The organism is Nocardioides sp. GY 10113, from assembly GCF_004919105.1.
Classification (GTDB): domain Bacteria; phylum Actinomycetota; class Actinomycetes; order Propionibacteriales; family Nocardioidaceae; genus Nocardioides.
In genome coordinates this window covers 12736-30090 of sequence record NZ_STGK01000019.1, presented here as the reverse complement: position 1 = coordinate 30090, position 17355 = coordinate 12736, and the positions used below count along the sequence as shown (strand labels likewise).

The window sequence follows — 17355 nt, the reverse complement described above, 5'->3', positions numbered from 1 at the left end:
GACCCTGCCGCTGGCCTCGGGTCTCCGCGGCTGAGCGCCGGTCAGTGCGCCATCCCGCCGCGGCGGTTGACCAGCGGCGGCTCGGAGGACCACGGGAAGTCGATCCAGAGGTCGGTCGACTTCCAGGCGTACTCCGGCTTGATCACCGAGCGCGGCTTCTCGTAGACGACAGCGGTGCGGGCCTCGAGCACGTGGTCCGCGCAGAACTTCTGCACCGCCTCGAGCGTGCGCCCGCTGTCGGCGACGTCGTCGGCGATCAGGACCTTCATGCCGGTCAGGTCCACCGCCGCCGGCGTCGGGGGCAGCATCATCGGCACGTCGAGCCGCTGGTCGATGCCGGTGTAGAACTCGACGTTGACGGCCGACAGGTTCTTCACGTCGAGGGCGTAGGCAAGGCCCATGGCCAGCCCCAGTCCGCCTCGTGCGATCGCGAGGACGATGTCCGGCTCGAAGCCGTCGTCGACGATCTGGCGGGCCAGGTCGCGCACGGCATCGCCGAACGCCTCGTAGGTCAGAACCTCCCGCTCCGGCGCGGACTCGGTCATCTCAGAGCTCATCGGCCCATTCTGTGGCACCGAGCTCCTCGCGCACCACCGCGAAGGCGACACCGGCCGAATAGCCCTTCCGCGCGAGCATCCCGGTGAGCCGGCGGAGCGCCACCGTCTCGTCGAGCGCCCGCATGCTGCGCAGCTTCTTCCGGACCAGCAGGCGGGCCGACTCCGACTCCGCGGCCGGGTCCACCTCGTCGAGCACCTCACGCACGGTCTCGTCGGCGATGCCCTTGCGACGCAGCTCCTGGGCGAGCGCTGGTCGCGCCAGCCCACGCGTGCGGCGACGGCTGTCCACCCACTCCCGGGCGAACGCCTCGTCGTCGATCAGGCCGACCTCGGTGAACCGGTCGAGCAACGGGGTGGCGATCTCCTCCGGGACGTTGCGCCGGGCCAGGCGGGCAGCGAGCTCGTGGCGGCTGCGCGCCTGGCCGGTCAGCTGGTCCAGCAGGATCTTGCGGGCGACCGCCTCGTGGTCGGCCTCCGGGTCCTGCTCCGCGTCGGGCGCGGGTCCCGCCGCCTCCGACGCCGGGGCGGCGGCCGCGGGCGCACCCCCGACGGCCAGCCGCGCCCGCGCGAACTCCTCGGCGTCGAGCATCAGAAGCTGTCGACGCCGATCGGCTCGTCAGAGAGGTCGTCCTCGACGCTCGGCGTGACGCCCAGCTTCTCCAGGATCCGCTTCTCCAGCTCGTTGGCCAGGTCCGGGTTGTCCTTGAGGAAGTTCCGGGCGTTCTCCTTGCCCTGGCCGAGCTGGTCGCCCTCGTAGGTGTACCAAGCGCCGGCCTTGCGCACGAGGCCCGCCTCGACACCCACGTCGATCAGGCCACCCTCACGGCTGATGCCCTGGCCGTACATGATGTCGAACTCCGCCTGCTTGAACGGCGGCGCGACCTTGTTCTTCACGACCTTGACCCGGGTCCGGTTGCCGACCATGTCGGTGCCGTCCTTCAGGGTCTCGATCCGGCGGACGTCCAGGCGGACCGAGGCGTAGAACTTGAGCGCGCGACCACCCGTGGTGGTCTCCGGCGAGCCGAACATCACGCCGATCTTCTCGCGCAGCTGGTTGATGAAGATCGCGGTCGTCTTCGACTGGTTCAGCGCGCCGGTCATCTTCCGCAGCGCCTGGCTCATCAGGCGGGCCTGGAGACCGACGTGGCTGTCGCCCATCTCGCCCTCGATCTCGGCCCGCGGCACCAGCGCGGCCACCGAGTCGATGACGATCAGGTCGAGCGCGCCGGAGCGGATCAGCATGTCGGCGATCTCCAGCGCCTGCTCACCCGAGTCGGGCTGCGAGACCAGCAGCGCGTCGGTGTCGACGCCGAGGGCCTTGGCGTACTCCGGGTCGAGGGCGTGCTCGGCGTCGATGAACGCGACGATGCCGCCGGCGCGCTGCGCGTTGGCGACCGCGTGCAGCGCGACCGTCGTCTTGCCGGAGGATTCCGGGCCGTAGACCTCGACCACGCGGCCACGGGGCAGGCCGCCGATGCCGAGGGCGACGTCCAGCGCGATCGCGCCGGTGGGGATCACGTCCAGGGGCGGGCGGGTGTCGTCGCCCAGACGCATCACCGAGCCCTTGCCGTACGACTTCTCGATGTTGAGAAGCGCGGCATCGAGCGCCTTCATGCGGTCGTCAGCGGCCATGTCTGCTCTCCTTGGGCTGGGCTGCGTGGAAGTCTTCGAGGTCTTCGTGCTCTTGCGTGTCATCTCGCCGCTGACGCTAGTCGGGGCCTCCGACACAACCGTCCGTGCCCTGCTGCACCGGGGTCGAGCCCGATGTGCTTGCGCTGCCACGGTTCGTCCCGGACCGCTCGGCACTGCGGACGGTGTGCGCAGGGTGGGTGGTCACCGCCAACAGTAGCCGAACACGTGTTCGAAGTGGAGGTGTCGGACCCGCGTGTCGCCCGGCGTGTCGCGAGGCGGGCTGCCGACGATCAGTCGCCGGACGCGGCCGCCGTACCGGCGGTCGCCGCGGGATCGCCGTCGTCGGGCGCGTCGGCGGCCGGCAGCGGCGCCTCCGCGTGCGCCCGGACCGCCGCGCCGACGACGCCCAGGGCGAGCGCCAGCGTCACCAGCGCGAGCGTCGGGTAGCCGGCCAGGTCGACCACCAGACCCGCCGCGGCGCCGGCACCCGCAGCGGTCATGCCCATCACCAGGTCGGAGGTGCCCTGCACCGCGGTGCGCGCCGCCAGCGGCGCGTGCTCGGCCACCAGCGTCGAGGCGGAGACCATCGCCAGCGACCACCCGACGCCCAGCAGGAACAGCCCCGACGACACCTGCCACGACATGCCGTCCGGCGAGGAGGCGCAGAGCAGCAGCGCCGCGACCAGGACGAACCCGCCCAGTCCCAGCACCGGCGGCCGGCCCAGCCGGTCGGCGAGCACGCCCACCAGTGGCGAGAAGGCGAACATGCCCAGCACGTGGCCGCTGATCACCAGCCCGATCACCTCGAGCTCGGCTCCCCCGTGCTCCATGTGCAGCGGCGTCATCACCATCACGCCGACCATCGCGGCGTGCGCCATGGCCAGGCCGCCGATCGCGTAGCCGAGGACCGGGCGATCGCCGATCGCGGCACGGGCCGCGGTCCACGACGACTGGCGGCGGACCGGTACGGCGGCGTGCGGGACCGCCGACTCGCCGAGGCGCTGGGCGAGCAGGAGCGGATCCGGGCGGAGCCCGACGCCGACCACGATCGCGGCGGCGAGCATCCCGACCGCGGCGATGGCGAACGGGCCGGCCAGCTCGGGGATGCCGACGGTGCGCGCGAAGGAGCCGGCCGGACCGGACAGGTTCGGGCCCGCGACGGCGCCGACGGTCGTCGCCCACACCACCAGCGAGAGCGATCGCGCACGGTTCTCGTCCGTGGCCAGGTCCGTGGCGGCGTACCTGGCGGCGCTGTTCGCCGCCGTCGCGGCGCCGAGCAGGACCGCCCCGGCCAGCAGCAGGACCATCGAGCCGAGCACGCCGGCGAGCACCACCAGCCCGCCGCCGGAGGCGCCCAGCAGGTAGCCGGTGCACAGGCCGAACCGGCGACCGCGCCGGGCCATCAGCCCGGCCAGCAGGAACGAGATGACCGCGGCGCCGAGCACCTGGGAGGTCTGCGCCAGGCCGGAGAGCGCCTCCGAGCCGGAGAGGTCGCGGGCCAGCAGCGAGGCGGTCGCGATGCCGATCGTGATGCCGATCGCGCCGACCGCCTGCGTCAGCACCAGCACCCGGACCGTACGCCGCTGGGCGACGCTCCGGTCGTCGTGGTGCCTCAACGCTCGCGCTCCGGGAGCCCGAGCGTCTCGTGGACCGCGCGCCACACCTCCTTGGGCGACACACCGGCCTCCAGCGCCTCCCGCGCCGTACGGTGCTCCAGGGAGCCCATCACGACCTGGTCGGCCCAGGCCGAGGCGTACGACGCGCCCAGGTGCTCCTCCATCCGCGCCCAGAACTCGGTGTGCCTCACGCGGCCATCATCCCCGACCGGTCCCGCGGCCCGCGACCGCATGGCCGTCAGGCATCCTCGCCTTCCTGCCAGACCCGCGTCACCAGCGGCACGCCCGGCCGGTAGGCCAGGTGCACGTGGCTCGGCGCGTCCAGCAGCGTGAGGTCCGCGCGGGCGCCGACCGCCACCCGCCCCAGGTCGTCGCGGCCCAGCGCGGCGGCGCCCGTCGCGGTCGCGGCGTGCACCGCCTCGGCGGGTGTCATCCCCATGTCCCGCACCGCCACCGCGATGCAGAACGGCACCGAGCTGGTGTAGCACGAGCCGGGGTTGCAGTCGCTGGCCAGCGCGACGCGGACGCCGGCGTCCAGCAGCCGGCGTGCGTCCGGGTACGGCTGCCGGGTGGAGAACTCCACGCCGGGCAGCAGCGTCGCCACGGTCCCGGAGTCGGCGAGCGCGGCGACGTCCTCGTCGGCGAGGAAGGTGCAGTGGTCGACGGCGGCCAGCCCGAGCTCGGCGGCCAGCCGGACGCCCCCGCCGTAGGTGAGCTGGTTGGCGTGCAGCCGGCCGCGCAGCCCGGCGGCCGCGCCCGCCTCGAGGATCCGGCGGGCCTGGTCGACGTCGAACGCGCCCCGCTCGCAGAACACGTCGATCCAGCGCGCGTGCGGGGCCGCCGCCTCGAGCATCGGTCCGGTGACCAGGTCGACGTAGCCGGCCGGGTCCTCGGCGTACTCGGCCGGCACGACGTGGGCGCCGAGGAAGGTCGTGTCGTCGGTGAACTCGCCGGCGACGCGCAGCCCGCGGGCCTCGTCCTCGACGCTGAGTCCGTAGCCGGACTTGATCTCGACGTGCGTGGTGCCCTGGCGGCGCATCTCCGCGACGTGGCGGGCGACGTTGGCGCGCAGGTCGTCGTCGCTCGCGCCGCGGGTGGCGGCCACCGTGGTGCGGATCCCGCCGGCGGCGTACTGCTCCCCCGCCATCCGCGCCCGGAACTCCTCGGAGCGGTCGCCGGCGAAGACCAGGTGGCTGTGGCTGTCCACGAACCCCGGGATCACCGCCCGCCCGCCGGCGTCGATCCGGGTGTCGGCGGCGGGCGCGTCCGCTCCACGGCCGACCCAGGCGATGCGGCCGGCCTCCCAGACGACGGCGGCGTCGGTGAGCACCCCCAACGGACCCGGCGCCACCCCGTCGAGCGCCGGGTCGTTGGTGGCCAGCTCGCCGATGCCGGTCAGCAGGGTCGAGCTCGTCCGAGCGGTCATCTCCACAGTCCTCCGATCGCGCGGTCCAGGTCCGCGCCCACCTGGGCGTGGTCGCCGTCGAAGACGACCCGTCCCCCCACCATCACCCGGCGCACGTCCGCCGGGTGTGCCGCGTAGACCGCGGTGTGCTCGTCGCCGCCGGTGCCCGCGGTCCGCGGGCTGGCGGGATCGACGGTGACCAGGTCCGCCGGCTCCCCGACGGCGATCCGCCCGGCACCGAAGCCGAGGAGCTGGCCGGCGGTGAACCGGCCGCGCCGGATCGAGGCGAGCCGCTCGTGCCCCTCCAGCGCGCGCATCTCGTCGAACGGGTCGATGATCGCCTGGCTGTCGCTGCCCAGGCTCAGCCGGACGCCGGCCTCGTAGAGCGCCCGCGCCGGTCCGATGCCGTCGCCGAGGTCGCGCTCCGTGGTCGGGCAGAAGCTGACCTCGGTGTCCGTCTCGGCCAGCAGCTCGATGTCGCGGTCGGTCAGGTGCGTCGCATGGACCGCGGTGGTCCGCGGCCCCAGCGCGCCGGCCTCGGCGAGCAGCCCGATCGGCGTGATCCCGTACGCCGCCAGGCAGGCCTCGTTCTCGGCCGGCTGCTCGGAGACGTGGACGTGCAGCTCCCTGCCGTGGGTGGCGTCGGCCACCGTGGCGAGCTGGTCGCGCGGCACCGCACGCACCGAGTGGATCGCGCCGCCGACCTGGTCGTGCTCGATCTCGGCCATCCGCGCCGCCCACCGGTCGGCGTCGCCGTCGTCGAAGCGCCGCTGGAGGGGCCCCAAGGGCTGGCCGATGCCGCCGGCGAGGTAGCAGGTGTCGATCAGCCGGATCCGGATCCCGGCGTCGGCCGCCGCCGCGACCAGGGCGTGGCCCAGGGCGTTCGGGTCGTCGTACGGGGTGCCGTCGGGCTGGTGGTGGACGTAGTGGAACTCGGAGACCGACGTGAAGCCGGCGGCGACCATCTCGGCGTACGTGGCCCGGGCGAGATCGTGGTACGAGTCCGGGTCGAGGCGGTTGGCGACGTCGTACATCTGGTCGCGCCAGGTCCAGAAGCTGCCCTCGCCCACCTGGACCCGGCCGCGCAGGGCGCGGTGGAACGCGTGGCTGTGGGTGTTCTTGAAGCCGGGCAGGGTGAGGCCGGGGATGCGGGCCTCGGAATCCCCGGTCGACCGGGGATTCCCGGGCGTGAGTGCCATCGCACTGCCCGTCACGCCGGAGGAAACCTCCGCGGAGGTGGCCGGAGTGACGGACGTGAACACCCCGTCCTCGACCGTCACCAGCACGTCGTCGCGCATCGCGCCGTCGACCCACGCGCGCTCCAGCAGGTACGACGTCACGCCGCGCCCTCCTCGTCCATCAATCGCCCCACTCGTCCATCACTCGCCCGGACCGGTCAGCAGCCCGGTCAGCGCCGTCGCCAGCGCCTCGACGCCGGCCAGGCAGTCGTCCGTCCCCGCCGACTCGGCCGGCGCGTGCGAGACCCCGGTGGGGTTGCGCACGAAGAGCATCGCCGTCGGGATGCCCGCCTCCTGCAGCACGCCGGCGTCGTGGCCGGCGATGCTGGGCAGCACCGGCACCGCGCCACCCAGAAGTCCGTCGACCCGCCCCCTCAGTACCGGGTCGAAGGAGACCGCGCCGGTGACCGACTCCGCGGTCACGCTCAGCGAGGTCCCGTCACGTTCGGCACGCGCCGCCGCCTGACGCTCGATCTCGGCGACGAGGTCGGCCATCCCCGACGGGGAGTCGGCCCGCGCGTCGAGCCAGGCCGAGACCCGCGAGGGGACGACGTTGGTCCCGTTGGGCGCGACCTCGACCCGGCCGAACGTCGCCCGCTGGCCCGCGAGCCGGGCCTGCTTGTTCGCCGCCAGCGCGGTCATCGCGTAGGAGAGCATCGGGTCGGCCCGGTCCTCCATCCGCGCCGCGCCGGCGTGGTCGGCCCGACCGGTGAAGTCGAAGCGCCACCGGCCGTGCGGCCAGATCCCCGACGCCGCCCCCACAGCGGCATCGAGGTCGACCAGCCCGCGCCCCTGCTCCACGTGGAGCTCGACGTAGGCGCCGACCCCGGCGAGCCACGAGGAGGGTGCGCCACCCTCGACGACGTCGCCGAGCCGCACGCCGTCGGCATCGGTCAGGGAGCGCGCGTCCTCCCAGGACGCCGCGCCGACCGCGAGGCGCGAGCCGAGGCAGGCGCGCCCGAACCGCGACCCCTCCTCCTCGGCGAAGACGCCGATCGCCAGCGGGCGGTCCGGCCGCACACCGGACTCGACCAGCCGGTCGTACGCCGCCAGCGCGGAGACCACGCCGAGCGGACCGTCGAACGCGCCGCCGTCGAGGACGGAGTCGAGGTGGCTGCCGGTGAGCACCGCGGGCCCCGCGGCGCCGTCCGGGCGCCACCAGGCGACCATGTTGCCGAACGCGTCGTGCTCGACCTCGAGCCCGCGCCGGTCCGCCTCCTCGACGAACCAGGCGCGCAGCTCGACCTCGGCGCCGTGCCAGGGCTGGCGGAAGTAGCCCCCGCTGGCCGCCGACCGTCCGATCGGCAGCAGCGCGGACCACATCTGCTCGAAATCCGGCCCGTTGCTGGCGGAGGAGGTCATCGCGGAACCCGCACGCCGCGCTCGGCGGCGACCTCCTCGGCCCGCTCGTAACCGGCGTCGACGTGACGGATCACGCCCATCCCCGGGTCGTTGGTGAGCACGCGCTCGATCTTCTGCGCGGCCAGCTCGGTGCCGTCGGCGACGATCACCTGACCGGCGTGGATCGAGCGGCCGATGCCGACGCCGCCACCGTGGTGCAGCGACACCCAGGTGGCGCCCGAGGCGGTGTTGACCAGCGCGTTGAGCAGCGGCCAGTCGGCGATCGCGTCGGAGCCGTCGGCCATCGCCTCGGTCTCCCGGTACGGCGAGGCGACCGAGCCGCAGTCGAGGTGGTCGCGACCGATCACGACCGGCGCCTTGAGCTCGCCGTTGGCGACCATCTCGTTGAACCTCAGGCCGGCGAGGTGGCGCTCGCCGTACCCGAGCCAGCAGATGCGGGCCGGCAGCCCCTGGAACTCGACGCGCTCCTGGGCCATGGTGATCCAGCGGCGCAGCTTCTCGTTCTCCGGGAAGAGCTCGAGGATCGCCTTGTCGGTGGCCGCGATGTCGGCGGGGTCGCCGGAGAGCGCGGCCCAGCGGAACGGGCCCTTGCCCTCGCAGAAGAGCGGACGGATGTAGGCGGGGACGAAGCCGGGGAAGTCGAAGGCGCGGTCGAAGCCGCCCTTGCGCGCCTCGTCGCGGATCGAGTTGCCGTAGTCGAAGACCTCGGCGCCCTTGTCCATGAAGCCGACCATGGCGGCCACGTGCGCGGCCATCGAGGCCTGGGCCTCCTTGGTGAAGCCGACCGGGTCGGCCTCGCGCCGGGCCTGCCACTCCTCGAACGGCACGCCGACCGGGAGGTAGAACAGCGGGTCGTGCGCGGAGGTCTGGTCGGTGACGATGTCGATCGGCGCCTCCATCTCCAGCAGCTGCGGGAGGATCTCGGCGGCGTTGCCGAGGACGCCGATCGAGAGGCCGCGACGCTCGTCGCGGGCCTGGACCGCCAGCTCGAGGGCGTGCTCGAGCGAGTCGGCCTGCACGTCGAGGTAGCGGGTCTCCAGGCGGCGCTGGATGCGGTGCGGGTCGCACTCGATGCAGATCGCGACGCCGTCGTTCATGGTCACCGCGAGCGGCTGGGCGCCGCCCATCCCGCCGAGTCCGGCGGTGACGGTGATGGTGCCGGCCAGGGTGCCGCCGAAGCGCTTGTCGGCGACGGCGGCGAAGGTCTCGTAGGTGCCCTGGAGGATGCCCTGGGTGCCGATGTAGATCCAGGAGCCCGCGGTCATCTGGCCGTACATGGTCAGGCCGAGGTCCTCGAGGCGGCGGAACTCCTCCCAGTTGGCCCAGTCGCCGACCAGGTTGGAGTTGGCGATCAGCACGCGCGGGGCCCACTCGTTGGTCCGCATCACGCCGACCGGCTTGCCGCTCTGCACGAGCAGGGTCTCGTCGGCCTCGAGGTCGCGCAGGGCGCGGACGATGGCGTCGTACGCCTCCCAGGAGCGCGCGGCGCGGCCGGTGCCGCCGTAGACCACGAGGTCGGCGGGGTTCTCCGCGTTGTCGGGGTCGAGGTTGTTCATCAGCATCCGCAGCGGCGCCTCGGTCTGCCACGACTTCGCGGTCAGCTCGGTGCCGGTGGCGGCGTGGATGGGCAGCCGCGGGTTGTTGGGCTCGGTCAGGTCGGTCATGCGAGTTCTCCGATCACGTTCTCGGCGGCCGTCAGGACCGCGCCGTTGCGGACGAGGTCGACGCAGGCGGCGATCTCGGGGGCCAGGAAGCGGTCCGTGCCCGGGCCCTGGATGCCGTTCTCCCGGAGCAGGGAGACGACGGCGCCGGTGGCCGGGGACGGGTCGAGCGGGGCGCGCAGGTCGAGCGCGCGGGCGGCGGTGAGCACCTCGACGGCGAGCACCCGGGTGAGGCCGTCGATCGAGCGACGCAGCTTGCGTGCGGCCGACCAGCCCATCGACACGTGGTCCTCCTGCATCGCGCTGGAGGGGATCGAGTCGACCGAGGCCGGGACCGCGAGGCGCTTCAGCTCCGAGACGATCGCCGCCTGGGTGTACTGGGCGATCATGTGGCCCGAGTCGACGCCGGGGTCGTCGGCCAGGAACGGCGGCAGGCCGTGGTTGCGGGCCTTGTCCAGGAAGCGGTCGGTACGACGCTCGCTGATGCTGGCGATGTCGGCGGCGGCGATCGCGAGGAAGTCCAGCACGTAGGCGACGGGCGCGCCGTGGAAGTTGCCGTTGGACTCGACGCGGTCGCCGATCACCACCGGGTTGTCCACGGCGCTGGAGAGCTCGACGCGGGCCACGCTGGCGGCGTGCGCCATGGTGTCGCGGGCGGCGCCGTGCACCTGCGGGGTGCAGCGCAGCGAGTAGGCGTCCTGGACCCTGTTGCAGTCGGGACCGCGGTGGGAGGCGACGACGCCGGAGTCGGCGAGCAGCGCGACCAGGTTGGCGGCCGAGGAGGCCTGGCCCGGGTGCGGGCGGATCGCCTGCAGGTCGGCGGCGAAGACGCGGTCGGTGCCGAGCTGGCCCTCCACGCTCATCGCGGCGGCGATGTCGGCGGTGCGCATCAGGCGGTCGAGGTCGTCCAGCGCCATCACCAGCATGCCGAGCATGCCGTCGGTGCCGTTGATGAGGGCCAGGCCCTCCTTGGCGGCGAGCTCGACCGGCGTCAGGCCGGCGGCGGCGAGCGCGTCGGCGGCGGGCATCAGGGTGCCGGCGGCGTCGCGCACGTCGCCCTCGCCGAGCAGCGCGAGCGCGCAGTGCGAGAGCGGGGCGAGGTCGCCGGAGCAGCCGAGCGAGCCGTACTCGTGCACCACCGGGGTGATCCCGTGCGTGAGCAGGTCGGCCATCAGCCGGGCGGTCTCGAGGCGCACGCCGGTGTGACCGGTGGCCAGCGTGGAGAGCCGCAGCAGCATCAGCGCGCGGGTCACCTCCCGTTCGACCTCGGGGCCGGAGCCGGCGGCGTGGGACCGGACCAGCGAACGCTGGAGCTGGGCCCGCAGCTCGTTCGGGATGTGCCGGGTCGCCAGGGCGCCGAACCCGGTGGAGATGCCGTACGCCGGCGTCGGGGCGGACGCCAGCTCCTCGACGACGCCGCGAGCGTGCTTGATGGCCTGCTGTGCTTCCTCGGTGAGTCGCACGCCGGCCCCGTTGCGGGCCACGGCGATCACGTCGGCGAACGACACCGGTCCGGTGCCGACCTCGATGAACTGCTGCATGGCTCCATCAAACGCCCACCGGGTGGGTCCGACCAGCCATGTGTGGCACCCTGGTGTCTCGGATCCGAGACATTCGGAGCCGCCCCGGGAGGAGGGTCGATGAGCAACGTGCCGGCGGCCACACGAGCCCTGCGCGTGCTGCGCTTCCTCGCGGCGCAGCCCGAGCCCGTGCCGGTCGACCGGATCGCGCGCGAGCTCGGGATCCCCCGCTCGACGACGTACCACCTGCTCACCGCGATGGCCGACGAGGGATTCGTGGTGCACCTGCCCGAGGAGCGCCGGTACGGCGTGGGCGTCGCGGCGTTCGAGGTCGGCTCCGGCTACGTGCGCCAGGAACCCCTGCAGCGCGTCGCCCGGCGGCCGCTGGCCGCTCTGGTGGACCGGGTCGGGCAGTCCGCGCACCTGGCGGTGCCGCACGGCCGCGACGTGCTCTACGTGATCGAGGAGCGGGCCCCCGGCCGCCCGCCGCTGGTGACCGACGTCGGCGTACGACTGCCGGCACACCTGACCGCCAGCGGTCGCGCGATCCTGGCCGACCTGCCCGCGGCCCAGGTCCGGGCGCTCTACCCGGACCGGTCCGCCTTCATCGACCGGCACGGGCTCGGCCCGGACGGACCGCGGGCGCTCCGCAGCCTGCTCACCGACACCCGGGCCCGCGGCTACGCGATCGAGAGCGGCGAGGTCACGCCGGGGTTCGCCTCGGTCGCGGTGGCGGTGCACGACCACAACGGGCACCCGGTGGCCGCCATCGCGGTCACCTACCCCGACGACGCCGCCACCACGCCGTCGGAGCGGGCCGCGCCCCCCGAGCAGACCGCGGAGGCGGTGACCCGCACCGCGCGGGCGATCACGGCACGGTTGCGCGGCATCGCCCGCGTTCGCTGAGCGAGTCTCGGCCGGGTCCCGCGCCTCAGGCGGCCATCCCGCTCACGTCCGCGGTGCCGAACGCCACGTTGAACTGGTCGCACCAGATCACCACCGACGTCAGCCCGGACAGGTCGGCGCCGGCGGGGATCTCGTAGTTCTGGGAGCCCTGGTTGCCCTTCAGCTCGCCGAGTCGGACGTAGTCGCCGTCGTCGTAGATGTCCCACGAGCCCAGGCATCCGCCGCAGCCACCGCCGCTGGGCTGGTCGGTGATCCACACGTGCAGGTCCGGCCCGTTGGACGTGTCGAGGTCCTCCAGGCGCAGGTAGCGGGTGCCGTCGCCGCGCCGGTAGACCACCGCCGTACCGGAGGTGCCGTGCTCGGCGTCGATGAACGCGCCCCGGGCCAGCTCGACGCGGACCGGCGCCGCCGAGGACGCCGGCGGCGCGCCGCTCGACGCCCCCTGCGTGGGCACCGCCGTGTCGGCGAGCCCACCCGTCGCGGTGCTGACCACGACGCCGGCCTCGTCGGCCTCCTCCACCGTCTCGTCGATGAACAGCAGCCAGGGCTGGAACAGGAGGAGCCCCGCCACCAGGACCAGCAGGGCGGTCGCACCGACCGTCCAGGCGATCGCCCGACGTCGCGCCATGTCGCCTCCTCCGCGGTTCGGCACCCATCCTGCCCGGTCGGCGCGCGACGATGTGCACGGTGGTGAACCGAACCGGCGACTCGGTGGCACAAGGGGGTGTGATGAGACACCACGATCCTCCGCGGGCGAGCGTGCACGACGCCACCGACCCGGAGTTGCTCGCAGCGATCGCCGACCACGACCGTGGCGCGCTGCATGCGCTGTTCCTGCGGCACGAGCCGTGGCTCGGCGCGCGTCTCGCCTACCGCTGCGGCGACCCTGCGGTCGTCGACGAGGCGATCAACGAGACCTTCCTCGCCGTCTGGCGGCGACCCCACGGGTGGCGCGGGGACGGCGAGGTGGCCGCCTGGCTGTGGGGAATCGCCATCCGAGCACTCCTCCACCAGTTGCGCCCCCGCAAGAACGTCGTCGCGCGGCTGGTCACGCTGCGCACCGAGGCGCAGGTCTCGGCCGAGGAGGTGGTGCTCTCCCGTGTGGAGCACAGCGACGTCGGCGCGGCGTTGGCACGCCTGTCACCCGAGCTCCGCGCGGTGGTACAGGCGACGGTCCTCGACGGCCTCTCGACCCGCGAGGCGGCCACCCTGCTGAACATTCCGGCGGGCACGGTGAAGAGCCGTATGAGCCGCGCCCGAGCCGAGCTGAGAGGAGCGCTGCTGTGAGCGCCTGGCACGTCCGCCCCGAGGACCTCGGGGACTACCGGTCCGGCACCGCCGGGCCACTGCTGGCGGACTCGATCGAGACACACCTGCTGCGGTGTGCCGCCTGCCGCGAAGCCCTCGCCGTCGAGCCGGCCAGCGGAGCGGCCGACGCCTCCGAGCGCCGATGGGCAGCGCTCCTCGCCGAGGTGGATGCCGGCTCGACGTCCCCCCTGCTGCGACTGGGCGCAGCGACCGGACCACTGCTGGCCTCGCTCGGGTTCGCCCTTGCCCTGGTCGTGGCCCTCCCCGTCCTGGTGGACCTGCTGTCCGCTCCCCCACGGCTGCCCGCCGCGCTGCTGATGGCCGCGCCGCTCGCACCCATGCTGGCCGTGCTGCTCGGGTTCCGACCGGAGACCGACCCGGTGCGCGAGCTGGGCCTCGCGGCACCGGTCGGCGGACTGCGGCTGGTGCTGCGGCGGGCCGTGCTCGTCTCCGCGCTGGCCCTGCCCGCCGGGGTGGTGACCGCGCTGCTGCTCGGCGTGCCGATCGCACTCGCTCTCGCCTGGGTGGTGCCCGGGCTGGCCCTCTCCTCCGTCGTCCTGGCCGCCGGCACGCTGCCGGTGGATCCGGCGACCGCTGCCGCCGTCACCGGCGGCGGATGGGCGCTCGCCGTCGCCGCCGTGGCTCGGTGGGGCGGGGTGGCGGGGCTGGAGGACCTCGCGACCGGCGCACCGCTCCAGCTCGCTGCGACGGCCCTGACCGTCGGGGCCCTCCTACTGGCCTACGGCCGTCGCGACCTCGTCACCTATCGGAGGCACCTGTGAACACCTCGCACACCACCGCCACCGGACCCGCCGCAGCGGGACAGGCCGACCACCCCGCCGTCGTCGCCGAAGGCGTGACCAAGCGGTTCGGCCGGACCGTGGCCGTCGACCACCTCGACCTCGCACTGGGGCGCGGCGTGATCGGGCTGCTCGGCCCCAACGGCGCCGGCAAGACCACGTTGCTGCGGACGTTCGCCACGGTGCTCGCCCCGGACGCGGGCCAGGTCCGACTGCTCGGCCTCGACCCGGCGCGCCCCACCGAGCGGCTGGAGATCAGACGCCGCCTGGGCTACCTGCCGCAGCGACCCGAGCTCTACCGCTCCTTCACCGCCTTCGAGGTCGTCGAGTACGTCGCCATCCTCAAGGAGCACACGGACCGCCGCCGACGGGCGGCCGAGTGCCGGCGCGTGCTGGAGCTCGTCGGACTCGCCGACCTGATGCACCGCAGGGTCCGGACGCTGTCGGGCGGCATGCAGCAGAGGGTCGCACTGGCCGCGTCCTTGCTGGGCACGCCGGATCTGCTCGTCCTTGACGAGCCCGCCACCGGGCTCGACCCCGAGCAGCGGCTCGGTCTCCGCTCCCTGCTCGCCGAGACCGCTTCGCACGGCACCGTGGTCCTCTCGACCCACAACACCGCGGAGGTGGCTGCACTGTGCACCACGGTGGTGGTGATGACCCAGGGCGCGGTCGTCTTCGCCGGTACGCCGGCCGAGCTGACCGCGCTGGCCGAGGGACGGGTGTGGGAGTCCGAGGTCCAGGAGCACGTGGCGGCGCGCTCCTGGATGACCGCGTCCGGCACCTACCGCCACCTCGGCACCCTCCCGGTCGGGACCGAGGCGGCGACGCCGACGCTCGACGACGGCTACCTACTGGCCGTCCGGGGCATCCGATGACCGCGGCGGCAGGGAGCGACCTCGCCACCGCCTGGTGGCAGGCGGCATCGCCGACGGCATCCACGCTCGCCTGGCGCACTCTCCTGGCGATCGGTGCGGTCGTGGTCGCAGTCGTGGCCCTGGCGGAGCTCGGGGCCGACCGCCCCACCACCGTTCCGCTGACGGGCGCCTCCGTCCTCGCCTCAGCCGTGCTCGCCTCGCTGCACGACCCCGCCCGCGAGCTGCTCGCTCCGCTGCCGGTCGGGCCGGGGCGTAGACGCGCCCTCCGGATCGCGCTGGCCGCCGCTGCGACGGCACCGTTCCTCGTCGCGGTCGAGTCGATCGCCACCACCGCCGATCCCGTGTGGCCGACCGTCCTGGCGCTCGTGGGGGCGGGGTGGGCCGCGGCGACCTGGCTCCCCGGCCGGCTCGGCATCGCCGCCGCCGTACTGCTGCCGCCGACGACCCTCTGGGCGGCGACCACCCTCGGCTGGTCGGCCGGCGAGGTCGCTCTGCGGCACCCCTGGATCGTGCTCGCCGTCGGTCTCGGCGCGGTCGCAGCGGGGAGGGACCGATGAGTCTCGTCGCCGGACCGCAGACCCGCCCCTCGGAGCGGGGCGCGGTGCCGCGCCACGTCGTGACCTCGCTGGCTCGCTCCGAGGTCCGACGGATGCTGCTCAACCCGTGGCTCGTGGTGGGCACCGTCATCAGCGCCCTCACCTACCGGGAGTGGGCCCAGCCCGAGTCGTGGTCCGGCGAGCGTTACGGCTCCTGGTTCATTCCCCTGGGTGGCCTGCTGCTCGCGACCAGCGCGATCACGGCCGGCGCCTTCCATCGCGAGCGCGTCGAGGTCGCGGCCGCGGCGCCCGCCGGCGAGCAGGTGAGGTTCCGCGCCCGGCTGCTGGCCGCCACCGGCCTGATCCTCCCGGTCCTCGCGGGCACCGCGGTCATGACGCTCGTGGTCGCCGCGCAGGGCGGGCTGTCGTTGGGCTACGAGCCCGGGCGCACCGCCGCCGCGGTACCGACACCGCCGGAGTACCTCCAAGGCGTGCTGGCTGCGGTGGTGGCGATCGGGATCGGGGCCGCGGTCGGCCGCAGGTTCCGGCACCGGATCACCGCGACCCTCGTCCTGATCCTGATCTGGAGCTCCGCGGTCGGGGCCTACTGGGTGTTCCAGGCGGCGGCCACGGCTCCGTTCGCCCTGCTGCAGAGCCAACCCGTCTCGGTCGAGGTCGGCGGGCCCGCCGCGGACCCGGCGTCCTTCCCGGCCGGCTGGCTCCTCGAAGGTCCCGGCGAGTACCAGGACCACTGGGCGCGCCTGGTGGTCTCGCCCGCGCTGGCGGCGGGCCACGACGTGTACCTGATCGGGCTCGCCGCGCTGCTGCTGGCGGTCGCCGCCCCTCGGGGACGGGACCGCCGGTTGCTCCTCGCCGCGGGAGCCGCGATCGCGGTCGCCGGGTACGTCGCCCAGCTCGCGGTGTACCCGTGAACGCCACCCGGGGTGTGCGCTGGCTGGCGGCGCTCGGACTGGCGGTCGCGGCCGCCACCACCGGCTGCACCGCGGCCACCGACGACGACGGTGAGCTGGGCGCGCTGGCCGCCGCACCCGCACGCCGCCCCGATGCGCTCCCGATCGTGGTGGACAGCGACTTCGCTCCCGACGACCTGCTCGCGCTCGCCTACCTGCTGCGGCATCCCGGCGTCCGGGTGGTCGCCGTCACCGTGCCGGCCACCGGGATGGTCACGTGCCCACGGGCGGGCGACCTGCTCGCCAGGCTGGCGGTGGCAGTGGAGATCGCCGACCCGGTCCAGATCGCCTGCGGGCGACGCAGCCGAGTGCCACACGGCCTGGAGTGGCCGGCCGAGTGGGTGCGGGCCGCGGAGAACCCGCCCCTGGCTGCCGTCCCCGCCGGCGTTCGGCCACCGGTGTGGGCCGCCGGGACGGACCCGGCGACGCTCATGCTCCGCCTGGCCCGCGCGCACGAAGGCCTCCAGGTGGTCGCACTCGGACCGGCCACCGAGCTGGCCACGGCTCTCCGGCGCGATCCGGTCGGCTACGGCAGGATCGCGCGGATCGTGGCGATGACCGGCGCCTACGAGGGACCGTCCCAGTCGCCGGGAGCCGCCGAGTGGAACGCCGCCGCCGACCCCGACGCCCTCGCCGGGATCCTGGCCGGCCCGGTGCCGGTGACGGCGGTGCCCGACGAGGCGATCCCCCGCGACCTCCTCGAGCCGCTGGCCGACCGGATGGGCATGCTCGCTCCGCTCGTCGACGCTGCCGGAACCGTGCACTGGGACGTCGTCACCGCAGCTCTGGTGACCGACCCGAAGGCCGCGAGCACCGTCCGCGGCTCCTGGTCGGTCGACGTGTCGGAGGACCGGGGCCGTCTCAGCCGCCGCGGACCCGGGGTGTCGGAGGTGGTGACAGGCGTGGACGAGGACGTACTGCTCGCTCCGATCAGGACGACGATCGCCGACGGCTGACCCGTCACCCGC

The 17355-nt window shown here is 74.1% G+C and carries 18 protein-coding genes; 7 read left to right on the top strand and 11 right to left on the bottom strand.

The features are described from left to right. Positions 1 to 41: 41 nt before the first annotated feature. From E8D34_RS18405 to hutH, 10 genes are all read right to left on the bottom strand, one after another. Positions 42 to 557 carry a phosphoribosyltransferase gene (locus E8D34_RS18405; RefSeq protein ID WP_240771452.1) on the bottom strand — a complete coding sequence of 172 codons (516 nt, stop codon included), beginning with the start codon at positions 555 to 557 and terminating at the stop codon, positions 42 to 44. Next, positions 547 to 1146 (bottom strand): regulatory protein RecX, encoded by a 600-nt coding sequence (locus E8D34_RS18400; protein ID WP_136596123.1) that lies wholly within the window; start codon positions 1144 to 1146, stop codon positions 547 to 549. The genes E8D34_RS18405 and E8D34_RS18400 overlap by 11 nt, the downstream gene beginning before the upstream one ends. Beyond that, a complete protein-coding gene (gene recA / locus E8D34_RS18395) occupies positions 1146 to 2189 on the bottom strand; it encodes a recombinase RecA (protein ID WP_136596122.1) in 1044 nt (347 codons plus the stop codon). The genes E8D34_RS18400 and recA overlap by 1 nt, the downstream gene beginning before the upstream one ends. Before the next feature lie 290 nt (positions 2190 to 2479). Continuing rightward, a complete protein-coding gene (locus E8D34_RS18390) occupies positions 2480 to 3805 on the bottom strand; it encodes an MFS transporter (protein ID WP_136596121.1) in 1326 nt (441 codons plus the stop codon). Then, positions 3802 to 3996 (bottom strand): DUF3046 domain-containing protein, encoded by a 195-nt coding sequence (locus E8D34_RS18385; RefSeq protein ID WP_136596120.1) that lies wholly within the window; start codon positions 3994 to 3996, stop codon positions 3802 to 3804. Before E8D34_RS18385 ends, E8D34_RS18390 begins: the two co-directional genes overlap by 4 nt. Before the next feature lie 47 nt (positions 3997 to 4043). Next, a complete protein-coding gene (hutI, locus tag E8D34_RS18380) occupies positions 4044 to 5231 on the bottom strand; it encodes an imidazolonepropionase (RefSeq protein WP_136596119.1) in 1188 nt (395 codons plus the stop codon). After that, positions 5228 to 6550: a formimidoylglutamate deiminase gene (locus E8D34_RS18375; RefSeq protein ID WP_136596118.1), complete on the bottom strand. Its 1323-nt coding sequence runs from the start codon at positions 6548 to 6550 to the stop codon at positions 5228 to 5230. The genes hutI and E8D34_RS18375 overlap by 4 nt, the downstream gene beginning before the upstream one ends. A 39-nt stretch (positions 6551 to 6589) precedes the next feature. Then, positions 6590 to 7810: an allantoate amidohydrolase gene (locus E8D34_RS18370; RefSeq protein ID WP_240771450.1), complete on the bottom strand. Its 1221-nt coding sequence runs from the start codon at positions 7808 to 7810 to the stop codon at positions 6590 to 6592. Beyond that, entirely contained in the window at positions 7807 to 9474 is a 1668-nt protein-coding gene (hutU, locus tag E8D34_RS18365; protein ID WP_136596117.1) for a urocanate hydratase, read from the bottom strand. The genes E8D34_RS18370 and hutU overlap by 4 nt, the downstream gene beginning before the upstream one ends. Then, entirely contained in the window at positions 9471 to 11012 is a 1542-nt protein-coding gene (gene hutH / locus E8D34_RS18360; protein ID WP_136596116.1) for a histidine ammonia-lyase, read from the bottom strand. Before hutH ends, hutU begins: the two co-directional genes overlap by 4 nt. Positions 11013 to 11111: 99 nt before the next feature. Here hutH and E8D34_RS18355 point away from each other — a divergent pair, with 99 nt between their 5' ends. Further along, on the top strand, positions 11112 to 11897 hold the full coding sequence (locus E8D34_RS18355) for an IclR family transcriptional regulator (protein ID WP_136596115.1): 786 nt from the start codon (positions 11112 to 11114) through the stop codon (positions 11895 to 11897). A 25-nt stretch (positions 11898 to 11922) separates the two neighbouring features. Here E8D34_RS18355 and E8D34_RS18350 read toward each other — a convergent pair whose 3' ends face one another. Continuing rightward, complete coding sequence (locus E8D34_RS18350; protein ID WP_136596114.1) at positions 11923 to 12525, bottom strand: DM13 domain-containing protein; 603 nt, start codon at positions 12523 to 12525, stop codon at positions 11923 to 11925. Between the two features lie 101 nt (positions 12526 to 12626). On the opposite strand from E8D34_RS18350, the gene E8D34_RS18345 reads away from it, so the two are divergent. Genes E8D34_RS18345 through E8D34_RS20915 form a run of 6 tightly spaced genes read left to right on the top strand, consistent with a single transcriptional unit; the run spans position 12627 to position 17343 of the window. Then, entirely contained in the window at positions 12627 to 13184 is a 558-nt protein-coding gene (locus E8D34_RS18345) for an RNA polymerase sigma factor (RefSeq protein ID WP_136596186.1), read from the top strand. Continuing rightward, the gene (locus tag E8D34_RS21165; RefSeq protein ID WP_206056797.1) at positions 13181 to 13987 is read left to right on the top strand and encodes a hypothetical protein; all 807 of its coding nucleotides are present in this window, start codon (positions 13181 to 13183) and stop codon (positions 13985 to 13987) included. The genes E8D34_RS18345 and E8D34_RS21165 overlap by 4 nt, the downstream gene beginning before the upstream one ends. Continuing rightward, positions 13984 to 14880: an ATP-binding cassette domain-containing protein gene (locus E8D34_RS18340; protein ID WP_206056796.1), complete on the top strand. Its 897-nt coding sequence runs from the start codon at positions 13984 to 13986 to the stop codon at positions 14878 to 14880. The genes E8D34_RS21165 and E8D34_RS18340 overlap by 4 nt, the downstream gene beginning before the upstream one ends. Further along, a complete protein-coding gene (locus E8D34_RS20925) occupies positions 14877 to 15437 on the top strand; it encodes a hypothetical protein (RefSeq protein WP_168929526.1) in 561 nt (186 codons plus the stop codon). Before E8D34_RS18340 ends, E8D34_RS20925 begins: the two co-directional genes overlap by 4 nt. Next, the gene (locus E8D34_RS20920) at positions 15434 to 16348 is read left to right on the top strand and encodes a hypothetical protein (protein ID WP_168929525.1); all 915 of its coding nucleotides are present in this window, start codon (positions 15434 to 15436) and stop codon (positions 16346 to 16348) included. The genes E8D34_RS20925 and E8D34_RS20920 overlap by 4 nt, the downstream gene beginning before the upstream one ends. Continuing rightward, on the top strand, positions 16345 to 17343 hold the full coding sequence (locus tag E8D34_RS20915; RefSeq protein ID WP_168929524.1) for a nucleoside hydrolase: 999 nt from the start codon (positions 16345 to 16347) through the stop codon (positions 17341 to 17343). Before E8D34_RS20920 ends, E8D34_RS20915 begins: the two co-directional genes overlap by 4 nt. Positions 17344 to 17355 lie beyond the last annotated feature (12 nt).